We start from the raw sequence: 18,457 nt of genomic DNA, 5'->3' as shown, positions 1-18,457 counted from the left end.
CCAAAATAAAAAGACATAAATATAAAAAAATAACAATTGTTAAGTACAGACATATAACACCAAACCATCTGAAAATTCAAAAACATTTATATATGATGAAAACAAACTTCAATATTGGTGAGAAAGAATTTAGGCATGCCTAAATTTTTCACTTATGTCACAAATATTATTATTAGCCAATAATAATATAATCTCCAAAAAAAAAACTATCTTATTGAATTAGATTTTCACAATTTTTCTAATTTGATAAAAAAAAAGGAAATTTATCTGCCAAATAATTTCCCAAAAAAGTCAATTGGTGTTTAGTACCACAAACACCAAATCTCTCTTTTTTAAGGTCCTTCACCATCATAAGTGTATGGATCATCATAAATATCTTCATCCCAATAAGTATAGTCAAAATAATCATCTATTTTTTGGTTTAATCCCCAGTTATGGTTATCATAATAAGTATAAGGATCAAACATTTCTACAGCGACATATTGGGTTTTTTTAGCTTTTTTGTAATGGGAATCCCCATCAAATTTAACCTTAACCTTGTATTTGCCGACAGGATATTTTAATATGACTTTGCTCTTATAAGGCCCGTATTTCCATTTATAATTTCCAAATTCATCAGTAATATTATAGTGAATAGTTCCGTCACTTTTAATAGGTTTGCCATGACTGTCCACAAGAGTAATCACAATAAGGCCATTATTAAAAAAAGGAGAGTGGTCCGTATCAATCTTTACTTTAACTGCCTCCTTTGCAAAAACAGGACCTGCCAATATAAAACAAACACTTAAAATTCCTAAAATTAATATAAGTTGTTTCTTATTCATGATATCCCCACAAGCATTCCTTGTGTATAATTTGTTATAAATGGTATTTAAATTTTAAGTGAAATCTATCTCCACCACACCAAATGAAAACAATTTAACCGAATGGCTTAAACAAAGTTTAAATTATATTTCAGTTAATCAATAGCTATGATAGAATTAATAATTGCCTGTTTTATAGGCATATTAATCGGAACGATAACAGGAACAGTCCCAGGAATACATGTTAACACAGCAGGAGCAATACTGTTTGCTTCATCGAATTTCTTATTGAATCAAGTATCGGCCGAGTTCCTGTGCGTATTAATGGTTTCCATGTCCATTGCACATGCACTTATAGAGTTTGTCCCATCCATGCTTTTGGGAGTTCCACAGGAAGGAACAGCAACATCAATACTTCCAGGCCATAGAATGGTGCTGGAAGGCAGATCAAAAGAAGTTATAAGAATCGTATCTGTGGGAGGTTTTGGAGCAATATTAATTACAATTTTGATGCTTCCGATTTTTTCAATAGTCCTGCCGGCTCTACATGATATCTCAAAGCCTTATACCTGGATAATTCTTCTTGTTGCATCAGTCTATTTAATTTATAGCTTAACATCAACTTTTAGAGATTTTTTATGGTCACTGCTCTTATTCATATTATCCGGAATTCTGGGTTGGACCATATTCCAGACCCCAATCTCATCTGGAGTGACATTAATGGGCGCTTTTTGCGGGCTTTTTGGAATAAGTACAATTTTATTTAGTTTAAATGAATCATCTAGTCTTCCCCCTCAAAACCCCTTTTATGAATTAAACATCGATTATGACAAGTTTAAAAGCATATTTGCAGGAGGAATAACAGGGGCAATTTTAGGTTTTCTTCCGGGTTTCGGACCTGCACAAGGAACTGTAATAGCCCAAGCAGTAAGCGGCACCAATGATAATGACAGCGAAGATACAGTTAATTTCTTGCTTGCAACATCAGGACTTAATATTTCCGACTGTTTATTTTCCCTAATGGCCATCTATATTATTGGAAATCCCAGAAGCGGAATTGCAGTTTATATGTCATATCTGATTTCGGAGATGAATCCGAATCATTTGATAATATTTATATTTGCATCACTGCTTGCAGTATCAGTTTCACTTGCACTTTCTCTAAAAATAGGAGATTCCTTCTCCAGATTAATGAGAATGGTTGATTATAAGAAGCTGTCAATAGGAGTTATTATCCTCCAAATTGCAATATTTTTCATCTTTGTCTTTTATTATGCTGCCCCTGCAGGTTATATGGCTTTAGTCCTGATTACATCAATTGCTCTTGGAATGCTGCCCCACTATATTGGAGTGGGCAAATCCCATCTAATGGGCATTTTGATAATCCCCTCCATTGTAATCTATATGAAAATGTTTATTTAGATAATGATTACATTGTCTGCAATTTTTTCTGCCTTTTCAAGAATATCTGAAGTATCTGCACCAGGAAATGCATCTATTATGCACAAATCAGCATGTTCCGCTTTCAAATCTTCAAAAGATTCGTTGAATATTTCATATCCTTCAGTGATATTATTTAATTCAAGATTTTTCTTGAGGTTTTCAATCATTTCAGGATTAACATCATTAAAAATTACCTTTTTAAAACCCCATTTAAGCAAATAAATTCCAAGAGCTCCCAAACCGCACATTGCATCAATAGCTATTCCCCTGTTAATTTTATTATTATCCAGATAGTTGTGCAGCCTCAGTAGTTTTTCCTCTGTGGTCATCGCCACTTCTATATGGTGTTTAGACTGATTTTTTACTAAAGCAATTTTATCCTCCAGCAATGTCCTCATGACGTTTATTTGCTCGTCTCTGCCTACAAGAATTTCAAAATGATTGATTTTGGAATCTTTGTCAAATTGCCCAACAGGAGTTTGGGGACTTCCCTTTAAAACGCAGACAACTTCGGGAACTTCATTAAACAGTCTTGAAGCAACCATTTTTGTAAAATCAGAGTGGAGAAGTATTAATGCATCTTCCCCAATGAACTGAGGATTTAGGCCGCTATAATAAAAATTAGACAGAGGCACCGGAGAATTGCGCCTTAATGTGGCTTTTTGTGGAGCAATCCCTTCCTCAATCATTATTTTTAGGATATGGCTCATGACAATATCAAGAGGTCTTTTTCCACATTCACATTTCATATACTCTCCGTCAAGCGCATCAAAGTCTATTAAATCCTTTAAAGGAGAAAATTTTTTTATCTGAACATCTCTGCATTTTTCACACTCGTTTAACTGTTTAATTTTTTCATCCAAATCTATCATAAAAAACACCATAATTATGTAAACTTTTATAATTGGATTATAATAATAATTGTGATGGGATAAGTAATAAAAACTATATAAGTTAGTATTACTAAACTCTAAGTGTAATTAAAAATCCCCCTCGGTGGAAAAATGAACAAGGAAATAATACCTCAATATGACATCACTAAACAAAATTACACATCCGAAGAAAAAGTTATCCTGAGCGAAATTAGAGAAAACCTAGTCGATTTGGCAATATCCTCCGGAGAAAACTTTCAGGTAAGTGAAGAGAAAATATTAAACAACATCAAAAACTTTTTATTTGAAAGATTAGACACTCAAAACACTACTAAAAAATATTTAGACAACCTATCGCGAAAGTTGCTTAGAGACATTATCGGATACGGAGAAATCGACCCATTAATCCAAGATGATGATTTAGAAGAGATTATGATAATCGGGATAAAAAAACCTGTATATGTTTATCACAGAAAATACGGAATGATGAAGACAAACATCCAATTTAACAACGAACAAGAACTTATGAATCTAATAGATTCCATTGCAAGACAGATCAATAGAAGAATCGACAAGGAGTCTCCGATTTTAGATGGAAGGTTAATTGACGGGTCAAGAATAAACGCCACAATACCACCCATTTCAGCCGACGGCCCATCACTTACCATAAGAAAATTTAGAAAGGATCCCCTTACAATAATTGATTTGATAAATTCAAAGACGATTTCAATTGAGCTTGCGGCATTCTTCTGGTTATGCATTGACGGGCTCGGCATTAAATCTGCAAATGCAATCATATCCGGAGGAACAAGTTCAGGAAAAACAACAACACTCAATGCTCTTTCAGCCTTCATCAACCCAAAAGAAAGAATAATAACGATAGAAGACACATTGGAACTTCAAATCCCCCATGAACATGTAATCAGAATGGAAACACGTCCGGCAAATGTAGAAAATAAAGGGGAATTAACAATGAACGACCTTGTTAAAAATTCTCTAAGGCAGCGCCCGGACAGAATAATTGTAGGAGAAGTAAGAGCAGAAGAAGCCATAACATTATTTACTGCACTGAATACCGGCCATTCAGGATTTGGAACCCTACACTCCAATGATGCGAGAGAGACAATAACAAGACTTACAAATGAACCGATGTCCGTTCCGGAAATAATGATACAGGCCATCGACTTTATAATAATGCAAAATAGAATTTACACCCCCTCCGGAGTATCCTATAGGAGGATTAGCGAAGTGGCAGAAGTAGTTGGAATTGAAGAGGGAGTAATTCAATTAAACAAAATATTTCAGTGGAATCCCGAAACAGATACAATCGACAATGTCGGCATAAGCAGTAAAACATTATCCCAAATTGCAAATCTAAGCGGAATTTCAATTAATGAGCTATACCGTGAAGTGGAAAAGCGGGAATTAGTTTTAAAACACATGATAAACTTTAATATCCGTTCTGTTAAAGAGGTTAATGCAATTTTAGAACTTTATTATAAAGACCCTGAAAAAGTTCTAAATAAAATTATCCGATAGGTGATTCCCATTTTAAAAGAACTTTTCATAGCTGTGGGAGAACTGACAATCAACCTTATCAGTTTTTTAAAAAACATATCATTTAGGCAAATTGAACTTGAAGCACCTGAAATTAATTCAGGAATATCCGAAAAACTAAATCTGCAAAGAGATATAAAATTGTCCCAAAACGAAGACGATCAGATTAATAGGATAAGAGAATTCCTAATTCCATATTTGCTAAATAAGAAACTTATTGGAACAATAATTATAATATCTCTATTATTACCGTTATTTGCAAGTTGGGAACTATCCGGAATATTTTTCACACTAATGCTGATGCTTTATATTTTAGTTTTTTATTATCCCCAAATCCGACAGCAGCAAAGTTATTCTGATTTAAACCAGGAACTGCCTTATGCATTAAGGCACATTGGGATTGAACTGAAATCCGGAAAAGGTCTTCACGATACATTAGCAACAATTAAAAATGCAGATTATGGATCCCTTTCAAGAGAATTCAATAGAGTTTTAGAAGAAATTAAATTTGGCAAATCCACTGAGGATTCATTGCTTGAAATGTCCGGCAGAGTCAAATCCGAAGGACTTACAAGAGCAATACATCAGATTGTCAGCACATTAAGAGTAGGCGGAAACCTTTCCAACAGCCTAGATATAATAGCCAGCGATATTTCTTTTGATATGCAGATTAAATTAAAAGAATATTCTCAGAAATTAAACTCATTTATTTTAATTTACACATTTATTGCAATCCTAACACCGGTGATTAGTTTAATAATGCTAATGGCAGGCTCAACAGTTATGGGAGATGTAATTTCATCAGATTTATTGCTCATAATTTATGGGCTGTTTTTCCCGTCAGTCGTGATTTTTATGGGAGTGTTCATTAAAAAATTAGAGCCGAAAATCTAAAAAAAAGATAATTTGTATTTAATGACAGTTACATCCGAAAAATAAGCACCATATTTTTTTTAAAATGCTTTTTTTCTTCTTTGTATCAGTTGAACAACATTTTGGTTTATTTGACATTTTCTTATCCTCCATTATGAAATATAATCTTTAAATTTTTGAAATTAAATATGAAAATCATATTTAATTTCTTGAGAGTAGTCATATTATACATCAAATTAGAACATTTTACACTAATTTAACAACAGCAATAATAAATTAGATTTTTAGGTTTGCCTAATTTTTTATCGCTATTTCTTATATTACATCAACAGACATATAAATATTTTGGTTAACCTAAAAAATTTATAATCAATTTATAATAATCAATAGCCATTAGGAGCCTGAATTATTCTGGTTAAAATTCGGCACAATATGTTTTATTTTTCTTACTGATTCGTGGTGATTTGTAAAAATACCGTGTAATTTGATTTAATTTTATTAAAAAATACCTCAATATATGTAAATTTAAATATTATGCAATACATTTATTTATTTAGGTATAAAAATGAAACATATATCAGATTTAGATATTAGAGACCCAAATTATACTTTGTTGAAAGAAATATTTAAAATTATGAATTCCGGATAAACTTTTAAAATTTTAGCTTCATTTGGATTTAAAAATTTGGATAATCAAGTATTTGTTTTTAAAATCATATTTATCCACATGTTATTTGGTTTGGACATTCCATCATATTGAGTGAGCTTGAATCAAAAGAAAAGCTTCGTGAGTATTTTAAATTCAAGAAATCGTGTGAAAAGAAGAGAAAAAAAGATTTTTATTGTCGATACAACACCAGCGAACTTGGATTTTAATTTTCACAGAAATAAAAAGAGAAAAGAACATCCCAAATAATTGAATTTAAAATGAAGTTATTAATCCTTCAAAGGATTTTATATTTGATTTAAAGCAACAGTTGTCATTGATTTTGATAGTATGAATCCTGTTTGCATTTTAATCCACTCCTGAGCCCAAACGATGCCAAACTTTGACGAAATTATGGAAACTCAACAAAAAAGACGAATAATCCAAAAAGGAGACACAATAATTTTCGACAAATGTTATTGCAGCTATAAAAACTACCAATTATGAATCAGCAAATACAAAATTGTTCATTTTATTTTTCCAAAAGAAAATTTCAACAGAACAAAGCTTGATGACCAATCATCCTACCCACTACAAGTATTTAACCAAACAAAGAAAATAATAACGTAAAAACTATTCTACAACAATCTAAAACATGAATTATTCAAAAAAATAGACAACTGGAAGAAATTCAAACCGATTCTAGGAAAAATAGAAGATTTTTTCAAATTACTCAAACAAGGACCCAACATGAGAAAAATACACAAGTATACGCCAAAATCAGTTAAAAAAAACAGCATAAATGTATTCCTAGAATCACTAATCATATCACAAGGATTTTACTCAAAAACAGCCATAACCCAATTATCTGATAACTAAAAAATTCAGACACCTAAAATATTTTTCAGTTAAATGAAGGCAATGCTTAAAAATAGATAATGTTTTCAGTTGAATGAAAAGTAAATAAGAAATCAAAAAATGATATCGCACTAATGAAAACCTTAAATCTGCAGCGGACAAATTGAATAAAGTATTATAATACTTAAAAAAATGAATCAAAAAATTAATATAAAAAGTAAAATAATTAAAAAAAATAAGCAATGAGAGTTATTTGAAAAAATAACCTCAAATTTTAGATAAAATCTAGTGAAGAAAGAATATGAAACTAATCTTCCCCCTACTATTTGGTCACTACATTAATCTTCCTACGCCAGTAATTTCAATACTTGCAACGCCTTCAATATCCTGAACCATTTCTTCAACAGCTTCAGATCCACCTTCACCATCTTCAGTGATGAAGTTTAAAATAATAGCCACTAAACCAAATGCAATTGGTTCTTCAGCAATATCGTGGAGTTTAGCACCTTCAGGCATTGAATTTTCAATAGTGGATTTAATAGCTTCCAAATCCACATCAGGACTCTCAGGCATAATTTTCATAGTGGTTAATACTTCACCCATTCTAATTCCCCCATTTTAAAATCTATGGTCCTTCAAAACCACATTCACATTTGTATCCGTGACCAAAGGTACGGCATTTTTCACATCTTGCAATTTTTGCTCCACAAATAGGACATTCGAATTCAACAAATGTACCTGTTAATGGAATTTCTTGTTTACATGAAATACATTCTATAGATCTCATTTTTAATCACCTATTATTTGTGTGTAATCGAAGTTATAATCCTTTATATTATCATCTATTAAAGATAAAACCCTTTCAGGGTACTTCCCATTCACAACATAACAATTAGTCCCGAACTTTAATAAAAGAGACGGCAACATCACATCAATCGATGACTCCTGAAAAGTTAGTAAAGTTTTTGCATCAATTTTACTAATGAATGTTGAACCTGGCTCTTTAGGTTCTTGGGTATATATTCCATTTACATTTGTTACTATTAAAAGGTTTGCATTTAGAAGATGAGAAATATAAACTGCAATTGAATCTGAAGTAACATCCCATGAACATTCAAATGGATCTTCACTTCTTAAAAATTCTGAAACCACAAATATCGGTGTAAAACCCTTATTTGAAATTTCATTTGCATCTTCGATAGAATATGCCAATTTCACAGACTCCACTTTATCATTTACAAGCTTAGCAATTATATCCATACAGTCAATTGCGCACCAGTGATTGGTTTCATCTGAAAAACCCATCTCGCCATCATATCTTCTTATTAAGTTAGCAAATTCTCCGCCGCCTAAAACAATAAGTGAATTAGTGTTTTTAAGTTTTTTTGCCAAATTTATTGCATGATTTGGAAATAAGCTTCCTCCGATTTTAACAACTTGTTTTATGCTCATGATTTCAACCACATTAAATTAAAAATAGCTTCGATTAAACCGGCAGTTACCTATAAAAGTTTCAACTCGCCGGTGATTCTATCAAGTATTTCATCTTCATCAGGACCGAGTGCCAAAACTGTAACGGTTGATGTAGGTATTTGCGTTCTTCCGGCATCAACTACCAAATAATTAGAAATTCCATTTATATCAGCTAATTTTTTAAGCTCTGTTAACTCATCTAAAGTGCTAACCTTTAAAACAACCTTAGCATAAGCCTCATTTTCCCATTTCTTAATTTTATCAGGAGAGGTTTTTTTATAAGAACCTATAGCCCCATGACAGCACTGAGCAGCTATTTTTCCCTTACCCATTTTTAAATCAGTTCTAACAATCATCACTTGCTTCATCTTAATCAGTATATAATTATTAACTTATAAATTTAAAAATTTTTTGAAAAAAAATAACAATGCCATAACTCAAAAATTAATTTTTGAAAATACACAATAATAAAGAAAATGTGAATAAATTGCTTTTGGAAGATACGCCCATTTTTAAAAAAAAAAAAGGAGAGAGTTTTCTTAAAAGTTAATTTTTGTATTTCATTAAGAAAACTCCGGCAGTCAAACCAATTAATACTCCAATAATCAGACCAACAATTAATGGAGTGGTAAAATCACCTGAATCATTGGAATTAACATCGATAGCAACTAATTTTTTAGCATTATCTGCAATGGAATTATTGTCATCATCACTAATAATAATTCTGTTTTTTAAATCAGGATGTTTATTTAAAAACTCGTTTACAGTATCCTGATATGAAATAGCCAATATCCTCTTATTTGGATTAGATAAAGCATGTTCCAGTTGATGTTCAACATCACCATCAGAAACATATTTATACACTTTAATCTCTTCCAATCCCAAATCATCAACAATGGACTTGGCTATAATTCCGTTTGAATCATTTGCTATAATCATCGTATCCTCAGTCAAATCAGCACCATGTGCACTGACCGAGGAAATTCCTACAAATAATATTAAACTAAATATTAACAACCCATAAATTTTCACATTCATAATCAAACCTTCTCAATTTCTAAAATAGTATTATTAGTTCTTGAAATAAATTCCAAAATAACAACAGTAAGCAGACCTTCCATAATTCCAATCATCAAATAATAAGGCAATAAACTTCCAACCAATACATTCAAACTAGATGCGCCTGCAACAGCTAAAATAAAAATTTGAGCAAAAGTGGCTGCAAGAATACCCATTAAGGTTGAGATAAAAATTGCGAAACGTTCATTGATGTTGGAAAATAGTTTATAAACACCATATACGACAAAACTTAAGATAATTCCCATATCAAAAACATTAGCTCCGAAAGTGGTAACACCTCCCTCACCAAATGCAAGAGCTTGAACTAAAAGTGCTAAAAAGGAAACTAATGAAGCATTGAATGGGCCTAAAATAAGTACAACTAATGGAATTATAAAGAAATGCATCGGAATGCCCATTGGAGAAGGTATTGTAAGAGATGTGGCAACCACTACAATGGCAGTCAAAACACCTGACAACACCAAACGTTTTTCCATATCTGTCTTTTTTGAGACATAATAAAATGAAATGCCAACAATAACAAGACTAATAACTAAATAAATAATTCCCTGTTCAACAGGTAATAAGCCATCTGGAATATGCATTTATCCACCCATTTTAAATTTTAAGAACAATATAACTGCAACAATAACCACAATCAATAATCCGACAATTAACAGATTATTGTTGTCTTGCGGTGTTTCAGGAGCAGAAACATTAGTGTCATTAGAACTGTTTGTGTCATTAGTAGCATTAGTCCGATTATCAGCATTCACCTCTGAAGCAGCACCACTTTCAACTTGACTTTTTTGAGAATTAACTTTTGAACCAGTTGATTTGTGGCCGGTTGAATAGCTTGAACTGCCTGAACTGGAACCAGAACTGGAACTGCCTGAACTTGAACCAGAACCGCTGCTTTCACTATCAGAAAAATCTCCGGAATTATCGGAAAATGAACTTTGTGAAGATCCTCCAGAAGAAGAACCGGATACATCAGAAGTAGTGATTTCTTCAGCACCTCGTCACCAGAATACCTTCGATGAGCAAATACGATATGTGCTGAGGAACCTTGCATCAATACTACCATATCAAACATATAATATTGCTTTTTCCATATAAAATCTCTTAACTTTATAAAATAGTTACTCCTAAAAGAATAACTAAAATAAAACAAGCTTAATAACAACTCATTTTATTTACAGCATCAAAATAATATATAAAAATCATAACAATAATATTATTTTTATTATATAAGTTAATAAAATTAACTATATTTATAATAATAAGAACTAGCAAAATGAAAAATAAGATTTTCTTTACAAAAACCAATGAATGATAAAATTCATCAAATAGATTATAAAATATTATTACACTAGAATAATTATTCAAAAAAAGATATGTGCAACTGAACAGATTAAGTTATTTAAAAATGCATCCAAACATACCTTATCACAAATATCAATTTACATCAGCACTCATTAATTAGATATTAAAGCTGGAAAATGCTGATTTGGATATAAAAAATCATATCTGATAAATATATGACATATCAGCATAAAACAACTTAATAATACCTCACACCACTCTTAAAAAAAAATATAAATCAAATCATAAAGGAAGATAAAATCTTAGATGGCGCCATCAAAAGACACATAAATGAATAAAATAACCATAATTTAATTAAATAGAATAAACAAAATTATATATGATTATATTTTTTTATGTGATAATAATGACTCGTATTTCAATTTTAGATAAAGACAGATGTCAGCCAAAAAAATGCGATTATCTATGTATCAATTACTGTCCGGGTGTTAGAATGGATGAGGACACTATCATAATTGATGAAGATACTAAAAAACCGTTGATATCTGAAGAATTATGTGAAGGATGCGGTATTTGTACAAATAGATGTCCTTTTGATGCCATTACAATCATTAACCTGCCAGAAGCTGCAGGAGAGCCTATTCATAGATTCGGGCAAAACCAGTTTGAATTATTTGGACTTCCAACCTTAGAAGAGGGAACTGTTCTGGGTCTTTTAGGTCAGAACGGTATTGGTAAATCCACAATCATGAATATTCTATCAGGAAATTTAATCCCGAACTTTGGAGACTTTGAAAATAAGCCTGAAAATTGGGACAATGTAATCGAATACTATAAAGGATCATCTCTTCAAAAATACTTCAAAGACTTATCTGAAGGTAAAATTAAAACTGTCTTAAAGCCGCAAATGGTTGACCAGCTTCCAAAAGTTGTAAAAGGAAAAGTCAGAGATTTGCTCACCAATGTAAATGAGAGAAATCAGCTTGAATATGTTACAAAGGAATTGCAGCTTGAAAATGTATTGGACAGAAAAATGGAAAACCTGAGCGGAGGGGAACTTCAAAGAGTTGCAATAGCTGCAACCGTTTTAAGAGAAGGGGATTTCTATTACTTTGACGAACCTACTTCCTGGCTTGACGTATCTCAAAGGCTGAACGCCGTTAAAGTAATTCGCTCACTTGCTGAAGAAGGCAAAAGCGTACTTGTTATTGAGCACGACCTTGCTACTTTAGACGCTTTATCAGACAACATCCATATATTATATGGACAACCAGGAGGATACGGTGTTGTATCTGGAAGAAAAGGAGTTCGTTTAGGAATAAATGCATATATCAATGGATTTTTAGCAGAAGAGAATGTGAGAATTAGAAAAAATCCAATTGAATTTACAATCAGGCCTCCAACTCCCGAAGATGAAGGAGATGCACTTGCAAGCTATTCTGATTTGAATAAAGAATATGACGGATTTTGCTTATCTGCAGATGCAGGAGAGATTTTCTATGATGAAATCGTAACCGCATTTGGTTCAAACGGTATTGGTAAAACAACATTTGCCAAAATACTTGCAGGAGTCGAAAATCCGACAGAGGGCGAAGTTGACGAAGAGGTTTCAATTGCATACAAGCCACAGTACATCGTTTCTAACTTTGAAGGAACCGTAAGCGACTTTTTATACATGAACGCTCCAAGCTTCGGAAGCAAAATCTTTGAAAGCGAAATTATGAAACCCCTAACATTAGATGATATGTTGGACAAACCTGTTAACGGTTTAAGTGGAGGGGAACTTCAAAGATTGGCTATTGCAGCAACACTATCAAAAGATGCTGAAATTTATCTTTTTGACGAGCCTACAGCATTTTTAGATGTGGAACAGAGATTAATAGCTGCAAGAGTGATTCGCAAAATGGTTGAAAGCAGAAATGCTGCCTCACTTATCGTTGATCACGATATTGTATTTATCGATTATATCTCTGATAGGGCGATGGTGTTTAACGGAACTCCGGGTTTAAACGGCCATGCATCAAAACCTACTGATTTAAGAAATGCAATGAACGAATTTTTAGGAAACCTAAGCATTACATTCAGAAGAGACAAAGAAACAAAAAGGCCAAGAGTAAATAAACTTGACAGTTATAAAGACCGTGAACAAAAAGAGAAAGGAGAATATTATTATCTGTCCGATTAAATAATCTCCTCATTATTTATTTTTTTAAAATTAGATATTTTCAAGTTCCTTTAAGATGTATTTTTTCAAAACGCTTACTGCTTTTTCACCGTCATCATCTAAACGAACTGCATCCAAAGGATTTAAATCATAAGTTTTTACAACCAAATCTGCAGAAATGTTTTTAACTGTTTCTATATCCTTTTCATTTAAAATAACAGAAGCGCAATCATCTCCACATCCGGTTATTGTAACAACTTTTGCATCATCCAATATTGCAGAGCAATTGTTTGGCTGTGCAGAATATTCGGAAATGCATGCAGCAACAATATTCTCATTTTCCAAAGCCAATTCTACAGTAGCCGCTCTTACAACCAACCCCAGTGGACTTAATCCGCTACATGAAACCAAAGCTATTTTATCACACATTTTCTCACCTTTTTTTCATTCTTTCGTATCTTTTTTTAACTTTATCATAACCTCTTTTAAAGAACGGGCATCTTAAAATACACTCGTTGCAACCTTCCCTGTGGGCTGTGCAGACCTTTCTTAAAATTTTTCCGTTATCATCAAATGCATCTTCAGGACACGCATCAATACAAACTCCGCAGGTTGAGCAGAAATCTTCAACCCACAACATTTCATTTTCGGTTTTCACAGGCAAGTTATCAATTGACGTGTGGATTATAAAAAATCCGTTATGCAGTCCGTCTTTAAATAAACATATGTTGCTTCTAGTAATTATACAATCCCTGGACTGCATGGCAATTGCTCTTAAACTTAAGCCATCATCTAAAGGGTGTAACAAATCTGCCTGAAACCCATTTTCCCTTAGAAAATCTGCAAATTCATAAATATGAATGCCATACTCCTGAAATTCCTCATCCATTAATTTACATTTCTCAAAAGACCGTTCCATCTGCAATATGTCATCTCCCATGAGAAATTTAAAAATAAGCACATTATCGAATACAATGTTAAATTCCTTTTTAAAATCATCAGACAATTTGGAATAGGTGATTCCAGTGAAATTGTATTTTCTAGCCAGTCTGTTTAATTTCAAAAGCAATTCATCTGAAATTTCCCTTTTGGGATTTGCAGGATTATCTGTCTTATAAAAATTAGGAAGAGGTTTGTGATATCGAAACCCCTCAAAATCCGGATTAATCATTTTCTTAAAGCTTCAACAGCTTTAGGGAACTCTTCACAGAATACCTTAATTTCTTCTGTCGGAATGGAAAAACTAATACGCAAATATCTATCTCCAAAATCATTGGAGGTATATTCCCCTTCCCTTGTGAAAAGTCCTTTTTTAATTAGATAATTTGACATGACTTTTGGATCGATTCCAGCATCATATAAATCAATAACCATCATATTCGCATCAGACGGATAAACCGGCAAAAATATGCCATCTACTGTATCAACCATTTCTTTGATTAATCTTTGATTTTCAAAACAGGTTGCTCTCATATCTTCAAACCAGTCCTGTTTTGATTTGAGCCCTGCAATAGCCCCATATTGAGAAATAATATTTACTCCCAAGTCATTGACAACAGCATTTTTAATAACATCAATTATTGGTTTTGAAGAGACCACTCCTCCAATCCTCAGTCCTGCCATTCCATATATTTTTGAAAAACTGTAAATGGTCAGAGTTTGGCCGGGAGCATAATTTTCAACTAAAAAATGCTCTCTTGCAAAATCTTTGTAAGTAATATCATGTAAAATGTACAAATCATTTTCCTTTGCGATTTTTGCAAATTCTTTTAATTCATCTTCATCATATGAGGAACCTAAAGGATTTAAAGGATCAATTAAAATGACCATACGAGTATTCTCATCCATATTTTCTCTTAAAAGGTCAGGAGTTAATTTATATCCGTATTTTTCATCATAAATCGGCACATACCTTACCTCATTTGCAAACCTATTTGCAAAGTCCCCGATAATAAAGTATCCCGGGTCTGATAGAACAACATTGTCTTCAGGTGATAAAAGAGCCTGCATACATAAGTACAATGATTCGGTTGCGCCGGAGGTTAATAGAACTTCCAAATCTTCAAAACCTAAATCGTCCAATATTAATTTTTTGAGTTCTGAAAATCCTTCTGGAGCAGGATATCTGCAATAAGTTTTTTTACGAATAGCCTCAACCATTGCGTCGGCTATTGTATCATCATGTAAATGGTTAGTATTTTGACCCATCCAAATCATGTCTTCATCCATATACATGTCTTCAAAAAAGTCATTTGCATTATCATAACCTTTTGGAGGCACCCTTTCAGTTTTTTTAAACTTTTTTCTTGGGTTTTTAATATCAAACTTAGTCCTCATAATATCACTCAACGATTTAAAATAGATATATATTTTTAATTATTAATAAAATTACCTAAACAATGCCTTTTGAAGTAATTGAAAAAACTGTCTGTTTTCCTTCAGGAATACTTCTATGGCGCTTTAGTGTTGCAATTCTTTGGTTGATTTCGTCTCCTCTCTCAAGCTGAATTATAGCTTTACTCCAGTACTGCAGAATAGTTCCCCCAACAGCCTTAATATCATTGTTTCCTTCATCATCAAAGGAACTATAAATCTGATTTGTCAAAATTACTGCAATATCATATTGTCTTGCAATTTTGGATAAAATACCCATCTGCCTGCCCAGTTCCTTATTTAATATGGAGGATTTCATATCATCCACCCTATACAGTGCCACAGCAGAATCCAGAACAATCAAGTCAACATCCCTATGGTTTTTTCTAAGCCAGATATCTATTGACTTAACGGCATCTTTTTGTTCTGAAAAGTTAGTCGGTTCGAAAACCATAATGTTATTAGCCACAATAGGAAAATCAATGCCGGAAATCTGTTTAATCCTGTCTATTGAAATTCCACCTTCAGTATCTACATAAATCACTTTTTTACCGTTTTTGGCAACATTGACAGCTATTGATAAAGTTATATTACTTTTACCTGAACTTGGAGGGCCAAAAATCTGGGTGATTATGCCTTTTTCAAATCCTCCGCCCAACATGACATCAAGAGATGAATCAGATGGAATTTTGTGATTATCTTCGAATTTAGCCAATACCTTCATAATAAGATATTAGTTTTTTATAAAATATATAATTTAAGAACAATAAATGAAATCCCATTTATTTTCTTATGATTTTTGGTTTAATGCCTGATAAATCAATAATGGAAGAGGGATTCTGTGAGTTTAAATCTCCAACATCAATTACAAAATCGATTTCACAATCAAGCTGTTCTAAAATTTCTCCGGGACTGGCCAGAACTTCATCATCGGAAATATTGGCGCTAGTTGTGGTAATTGGAAAAATCCTGGCTAAACTGCAGGCGAGTTTACAGTCAGGAACCCTTACTCCAACATTGCTCAATCCTCCTGTGACTGCTCTCGGGACTATTCTGTTTTTATTTAAAATAAATGTATATGGACCTGGCAGATACTTATTGAAAATCTTTTTATGATCAGGTGTGACCTTAGCAACCAATTCTATTGCGTCAATGTCATGAACAAGTATAGATAAGGGTTTTAACAAACTTCTTTTTTTAATTGCGAAAATTTTTTTAACTGCCTTATTGTCAAAAATATTGGCTCCCAGCCCATAGACCGTGTCGGTCGGATACAGCACAACTCCTCCCCCAGCCAATACCTGAACTGCCTCAGCTATTATTTTTTCATCAACACCATCAATACTTGTTTTTATTATTTTCATTTAATCTACCTAACAATTATATTAGATAAAATCTTTATATATATAAATTATGCTTCAAAGTTTACGACCCTTACTGACAAAAATATTGAATCCTATCGCTAAAAGATTAAATATCAATCCGAATATTGTTACGATAATTTCCCCATTCGTTGCGGTTCTTGCAGCTTATGGATTTGCGAACAAATTACTGATTTTAGGAACAGTAGCCATTTTACTTTCCGGACTATTAGATGTTATTGATGGTGCTGTTGCAAGATATCATGACAGATCATCCAGATTCGGTGCATTTCTTGACTCCACAATGGACAGATTTGCAGATGCAATAATCTACATTGGAATAATATTTGGAGGATACTGCAACTGGTTTGTTGGCATTTTAGCAGTTCACTCTGCAATCTGCGTCAGTTATGTAAGGGCAAGAGCGGAATCTCAAGGCGTTGACTGCAACATTGGAATAGCCGAACGTGCAGTCCGCATGATTATTTTAATGGCAGGAGCAATCACAGCATACTTTGCAGGCGATATTTACTTCACATACATAATTTACATTTTAGTGGCATTATCATACTTTACAGTTGCTCAGAGAGTGTGGCATGTTTGGAGGAGATTAAATGACTGAACTTGAAAGTCCCGAAAAGATAGCAAAAGACATTGCAAAATTAGAAAGAAACCTGAATCAGGTGGCCCATATTACTTTTGAAGGAAAAGAAAAAGAAGTATACGACAGAGCTATTGATTATTGGAATGATTCCAAGTATTATTTAGAAAAGAAAGACATGAGAACTGCATTCGGTTGTATCGAATACAGTCACGGATTATTGGATGCTTTAAGAATGATTCATGGACTCATTTAAACATCAATTTTACCGTTTATTAATGAAATCATCACCGGCAGAAATTACTTCAATGTCCGAAACTTCAATAACCCTCATATCATGAGTTACAATAATAATGGATTCACATTTATCTTCATGCAAATTGATTAATTGCTTAAGATTCTGCAACTTGTTTTGAAATCAGACAATCATATTGATTCGCCATCCAATATTATGATGGTTTGATGATGCTGCAATAGCTGCCATGACACCAACAAGACATTCCGGCAGGTTTATTATCCGAAATTTGAAAATCAGCAACTCCTGCATGACCCATATCTTCAAGCATTGCCCCAACCTTCAGTGATTGTACCAATAGCAATCCCATAATTGCTGGAATTACGCTGTTCTTCTTCTGTGGATTTAAGAATAAATTTTAAAAATAAAAATACTAAATAAATAAAGGCCATATAAATAAATTATTGATTGTAAAAAATAGGTGTTAAAATGCATAAGAAAGTTCTTTTAGACAATGTTGATAAAATCCATACGACTAAAATGGGCGTTGGAAGAATAGCGAAAAATTTAGAAATCAGTGCCGAACCTGTCAGCTATTGCATTTCAAAACTTAAGAAGGAAGAATCTCGAGTTAAAAAAGAAGGTAAAAACTATTATGTTGAAATTGACGATTGCAGAATAACAATCAATACAAGCAGCTTTACAATTATAACTGCCCATAAAATCTGTAAATGATTTTTAAGAATCCCGTTTGATGAGTGTCCGCCAAAATTAGTTTTTGGCAGACCAGTTGATTTTTAATTAAAATATTGT

At 32.7% G+C, this 18,457-nt stretch carries 23 protein-coding genes and 1 pseudogene; 8 read left to right on the top strand and 16 right to left on the bottom strand.

The window, feature by feature from the left end:
- Positions 1-332: 332 nt before the first annotated feature.
- A complete protein-coding gene (locus tag Q4Q16_RS06550; RefSeq protein ID WP_303346919.1) occupies positions 333-824 on the bottom strand; it encodes a hypothetical protein in 492 nt (163 codons plus the stop codon).
- Positions 825-971: 147 nt separating this feature from the next.
- Here Q4Q16_RS06550 and Q4Q16_RS06545 point away from each other — a divergent pair, with 147 nt between their 5' ends.
- Positions 972-2,225 carry a tripartite tricarboxylate transporter permease gene (locus Q4Q16_RS06545; RefSeq protein WP_303346918.1) on the top strand — a complete coding sequence of 418 codons (1,254 nt, stop codon included), beginning with the start codon at positions 972-974 and terminating at the stop codon, positions 2,223-2,225.
- On the opposite strand, the gene Q4Q16_RS06540 is transcribed toward Q4Q16_RS06545, so the two are convergent.
- On the bottom strand, positions 2,222-3,118 hold the full coding sequence (locus tag Q4Q16_RS06540; protein ID WP_303346917.1) for a 50S ribosomal protein L11 methyltransferase: 897 nt from the start codon (positions 3,116-3,118) through the stop codon (positions 2,222-2,224). The two genes, Q4Q16_RS06545 and Q4Q16_RS06540, sit on opposite strands and share 4 nt — an antisense overlap.
- A 132-nt stretch (positions 3,119-3,250) precedes the next feature.
- Here Q4Q16_RS06540 and Q4Q16_RS06535 point away from each other — a divergent pair, with 132 nt between their 5' ends.
- From Q4Q16_RS06535 to Q4Q16_RS06525, 3 genes and pseudogenes are all read left to right on the top strand, one after another.
- The gene (locus Q4Q16_RS06535) at positions 3,251-4,657 is read left to right on the top strand and encodes a CpaF family protein (RefSeq protein ID WP_303346916.1); all 1,407 of its coding nucleotides are present in this window, start codon (positions 3,251-3,253) and stop codon (positions 4,655-4,657) included.
- Positions 4,658-5,569, top strand: coding sequence for a type II secretion system F family protein (locus Q4Q16_RS06530; protein WP_303346915.1), 912 nt, complete (start codon positions 4,658-4,660; stop codon positions 5,567-5,569).
- Positions 5,570-6,113: 544 nt separating this feature from the next.
- A pseudogene (locus tag Q4Q16_RS06525) lies at positions 6,114-7,073 on the top strand (IS5/IS1182 family transposase).
- A gap of 312 nt (positions 7,074-7,385) precedes the next feature.
- Here Q4Q16_RS06525 and Q4Q16_RS06520 read toward each other — a convergent pair.
- The 8 genes from Q4Q16_RS06520 to Q4Q16_RS06485 all read right to left on the bottom strand — a co-directional run bounded on the left by Q4Q16_RS06520 (position 7,386) and on the right by Q4Q16_RS06485 (position 10,578).
- On the bottom strand, positions 7,386-7,655 hold the full coding sequence (locus Q4Q16_RS06520; RefSeq protein ID WP_303346914.1) for an elongation factor 1-beta: 270 nt from the start codon (positions 7,653-7,655) through the stop codon (positions 7,386-7,388).
- 22 nt (positions 7,656-7,677) lie between these two features.
- Positions 7,678-7,839: a zinc finger domain-containing protein gene (locus Q4Q16_RS06515; protein ID WP_303346913.1), complete on the bottom strand. Its 162-nt coding sequence runs from the start codon at positions 7,837-7,839 to the stop codon at positions 7,678-7,680.
- 2 nt (positions 7,840-7,841) lie between these two features.
- Positions 7,842-8,498 carry a delta 1-pyrroline-5-carboxylate synthetase gene (locus Q4Q16_RS06510; protein ID WP_303346958.1) on the bottom strand — a complete coding sequence of 219 codons (657 nt, stop codon included), beginning with the start codon at positions 8,496-8,498 and terminating at the stop codon, positions 7,842-7,844.
- A 56-nt stretch (positions 8,499-8,554) separates the two neighbouring features.
- Positions 8,555-8,893 carry an aminoacyl-tRNA hydrolase gene (gene pth2, locus Q4Q16_RS06505; protein ID WP_303346912.1) on the bottom strand — a complete coding sequence of 113 codons (339 nt, stop codon included), beginning with the start codon at positions 8,891-8,893 and terminating at the stop codon, positions 8,555-8,557.
- A gap of 178 nt (positions 8,894-9,071) precedes the next feature.
- Positions 9,072-9,563 (bottom strand): hypothetical protein, encoded by a 492-nt coding sequence (locus Q4Q16_RS06500; RefSeq protein WP_303346911.1) that lies wholly within the window; start codon positions 9,561-9,563, stop codon positions 9,072-9,074.
- A gap of 2 nt (positions 9,564-9,565) precedes the next feature.
- A complete protein-coding gene (locus Q4Q16_RS06495; protein ID WP_303346910.1) occupies positions 9,566-10,189 on the bottom strand; it encodes an energy-coupling factor ABC transporter permease in 624 nt (207 codons plus the stop codon).
- Entirely contained in the window at positions 10,190-10,360 is a 171-nt protein-coding gene (locus tag Q4Q16_RS06490) for an LPXTG cell wall anchor domain-containing protein (RefSeq protein WP_303346909.1), read from the bottom strand.
- A complete protein-coding gene (locus Q4Q16_RS06485) occupies positions 10,357-10,578 on the bottom strand; it encodes a hypothetical protein (protein ID WP_303346908.1) in 222 nt (73 codons plus the stop codon). Before Q4Q16_RS06485 ends, Q4Q16_RS06490 begins: the two co-directional genes overlap by 4 nt.
- Before the next feature lie 738 nt (positions 10,579-11,316).
- Between Q4Q16_RS06485 and Q4Q16_RS06480 the strand changes: the two genes are divergently transcribed.
- Entirely contained in the window at positions 11,317-13,095 is a 1,779-nt protein-coding gene (locus Q4Q16_RS06480) for a ribosome biogenesis/translation initiation ATPase RLI (protein ID WP_303346907.1), read from the top strand.
- 30 nt (positions 13,096-13,125) lie between these two features.
- Here Q4Q16_RS06480 and Q4Q16_RS06475 read toward each other — a convergent pair whose 3' ends face one another.
- The 5 genes from Q4Q16_RS06475 to Q4Q16_RS06455 are packed head-to-tail and all read right to left on the bottom strand — an operon-like array spanning position 13,126 to position 16,811.
- Positions 13,126-13,503 (bottom strand): putative zinc-binding protein, encoded by a 378-nt coding sequence (locus Q4Q16_RS06475; RefSeq protein WP_303346906.1) that lies wholly within the window; start codon positions 13,501-13,503, stop codon positions 13,126-13,128.
- Between the two features lie 4 nt (positions 13,504-13,507).
- The gene (locus Q4Q16_RS06470) at positions 13,508-14,245 is read right to left on the bottom strand and encodes a DUF362 domain-containing protein (protein WP_303346905.1); all 738 of its coding nucleotides are present in this window, start codon (positions 14,243-14,245) and stop codon (positions 13,508-13,510) included.
- On the bottom strand, positions 14,242-15,411 hold the full coding sequence (locus Q4Q16_RS06465) for a pyridoxal phosphate-dependent aminotransferase (protein ID WP_303346904.1): 1,170 nt from the start codon (positions 15,409-15,411) through the stop codon (positions 14,242-14,244). The genes Q4Q16_RS06470 and Q4Q16_RS06465 overlap by 4 nt, the downstream gene beginning before the upstream one ends.
- A 55-nt stretch (positions 15,412-15,466) precedes the next feature.
- A complete protein-coding gene (gene radB, locus Q4Q16_RS06460) occupies positions 15,467-16,171 on the bottom strand; it encodes a DNA repair and recombination protein RadB (protein ID WP_303346903.1) in 705 nt (234 codons plus the stop codon).
- A 58-nt stretch (positions 16,172-16,229) separates the two neighbouring features.
- Positions 16,230-16,811, bottom strand: coding sequence for an L-threonylcarbamoyladenylate synthase (locus Q4Q16_RS06455; protein WP_303346902.1), 582 nt, complete (start codon positions 16,809-16,811; stop codon positions 16,230-16,232).
- Between the two features lie 49 nt (positions 16,812-16,860).
- Between Q4Q16_RS06455 and pgsA the strand changes: the two genes are divergently transcribed.
- Both pgsA and Q4Q16_RS06445 read left to right on the top strand, forming a co-directional pair.
- Positions 16,861-17,430 (top strand): archaetidylinositol phosphate synthase, encoded by a 570-nt coding sequence (pgsA, locus tag Q4Q16_RS06450; RefSeq protein ID WP_303346901.1) that lies wholly within the window; start codon positions 16,861-16,863, stop codon positions 17,428-17,430.
- Positions 17,423-17,665, top strand: a complete 243-nt coding sequence (locus Q4Q16_RS06445; protein WP_303346900.1) for a DUF357 domain-containing protein — start codon at positions 17,423-17,425, stop codon at positions 17,663-17,665. The genes pgsA and Q4Q16_RS06445 overlap by 8 nt, the downstream gene beginning before the upstream one ends.
- Positions 17,666-17,858: 193 nt before the next feature.
- Here Q4Q16_RS06445 and Q4Q16_RS06440 read toward each other — a convergent pair whose 3' ends face one another.
- Positions 17,859-18,002, bottom strand: a complete 144-nt coding sequence (locus Q4Q16_RS06440) for a hypothetical protein (RefSeq protein WP_303346899.1) — start codon at positions 18,000-18,002, stop codon at positions 17,859-17,861.
- Positions 18,003-18,133: 131 nt separating this feature from the next.
- Between Q4Q16_RS06440 and Q4Q16_RS06435 the strand changes: the two genes are divergently transcribed.
- Positions 18,134-18,379, top strand: coding sequence for a DUF3781 domain-containing protein (locus tag Q4Q16_RS06435; RefSeq protein ID WP_303346898.1), 246 nt, complete (start codon positions 18,134-18,136; stop codon positions 18,377-18,379).
- The last annotated feature ends 78 nt before the right edge of the window (positions 18,380-18,457 follow it).

Origin of the sequence: Methanobrevibacter sp. (assembly GCF_030539875.1) — an archaeon.
Classification (GTDB): Archaea; Methanobacteriota; Methanobacteria; order Methanobacteriales; family Methanobacteriaceae; genus Methanocatella.
The sequence above is the reverse complement of the archived record's forward strand: the minus strand, read 5'-3'. Positions and strand labels throughout refer to the sequence as shown.

Coding starts and splice junctions, on each gene's coding strand:
- Q4Q16_RS06500 (WP_303346911.1), bottom strand. CDS start 9,563: ATGAATGTGAAAATTTATGGGTTGTTAATATTTAGTTTAATATTATTT.
- Q4Q16_RS06480 (WP_303346907.1), top strand. CDS start 11,317: ATGACTCGTATTTCAATTTTAGATAAAGACAGATGTCAGCCAAAAAAA.
- Q4Q16_RS06545 (WP_303346918.1), top strand. CDS start 972: ATGATAGAATTAATAATTGCCTGTTTTATAGGCATATTAATCGGAACG.
- Q4Q16_RS06515 (WP_303346913.1), bottom strand. CDS start 7,839: ATGAGATCTATAGAATGTATTTCATGTAAACAAGAAATTCCATTAACA.
- Q4Q16_RS06445 (WP_303346900.1), top strand. CDS start 17,423: ATGACTGAACTTGAAAGTCCCGAAAAGATAGCAAAAGACATTGCAAAA.
- pth2 (WP_303346912.1), bottom strand. CDS start 8,893: ATGAAGCAAGTGATGATTGTTAGAACTGATTTAAAAATGGGTAAGGGA.
- Q4Q16_RS06540 (WP_303346917.1), bottom strand. CDS start 3,118: ATGATAGATTTGGATGAAAAAATTAAACAGTTAAACGAGTGTGAAAAA.
- Q4Q16_RS06495 (WP_303346910.1), bottom strand. CDS start 10,189: ATGCATATTCCAGATGGCTTATTACCTGTTGAACAGGGAATTATTTAT.
- pgsA (WP_303346901.1), top strand. CDS start 16,861: ATGCTTCAAAGTTTACGACCCTTACTGACAAAAATATTGAATCCTATC.
- Q4Q16_RS06550 (WP_303346919.1), bottom strand. CDS start 824: ATGAATAAGAAACAACTTATATTAATTTTAGGAATTTTAAGTGTTTGT.
- Q4Q16_RS06520 (WP_303346914.1), bottom strand. CDS start 7,655: ATGGGTGAAGTATTAACCACTATGAAAATTATGCCTGAGAGTCCTGAT.
- Q4Q16_RS06470 (WP_303346905.1), bottom strand. CDS start 14,245: ATGATTAATCCGGATTTTGAGGGGTTTCGATATCACAAACCTCTTCCT.
- Q4Q16_RS06465 (WP_303346904.1), bottom strand. CDS start 15,411: ATGAGGACTAAGTTTGATATTAAAAACCCAAGAAAAAAGTTTAAAAAA.
- Q4Q16_RS06455 (WP_303346902.1), bottom strand. CDS start 16,811: ATGAAAATAATAAAAACAAGTATTGATGGTGTTGATGAAAAAATAATA.
- Q4Q16_RS06475 (WP_303346906.1), bottom strand. CDS start 13,503: ATGTGTGATAAAATAGCTTTGGTTTCATGTAGCGGATTAAGTCCACTG.
- Q4Q16_RS06535 (WP_303346916.1), top strand. CDS start 3,251: ATGAACAAGGAAATAATACCTCAATATGACATCACTAAACAAAATTAC.
- Q4Q16_RS06435 (WP_303346898.1), top strand. CDS start 18,134: ATGCATAAGAAAGTTCTTTTAGACAATGTTGATAAAATCCATACGACT.
- Q4Q16_RS06485 (WP_303346908.1), bottom strand. CDS start 10,578: ATGTATCCGGTTCTTCTTCTGGAGGATCTTCACAAAGTTCATTTTCCG.
- radB (WP_303346903.1), bottom strand. CDS start 16,171: ATGAAGGTATTGGCTAAATTCGAAGATAATCACAAAATTCCATCTGAT.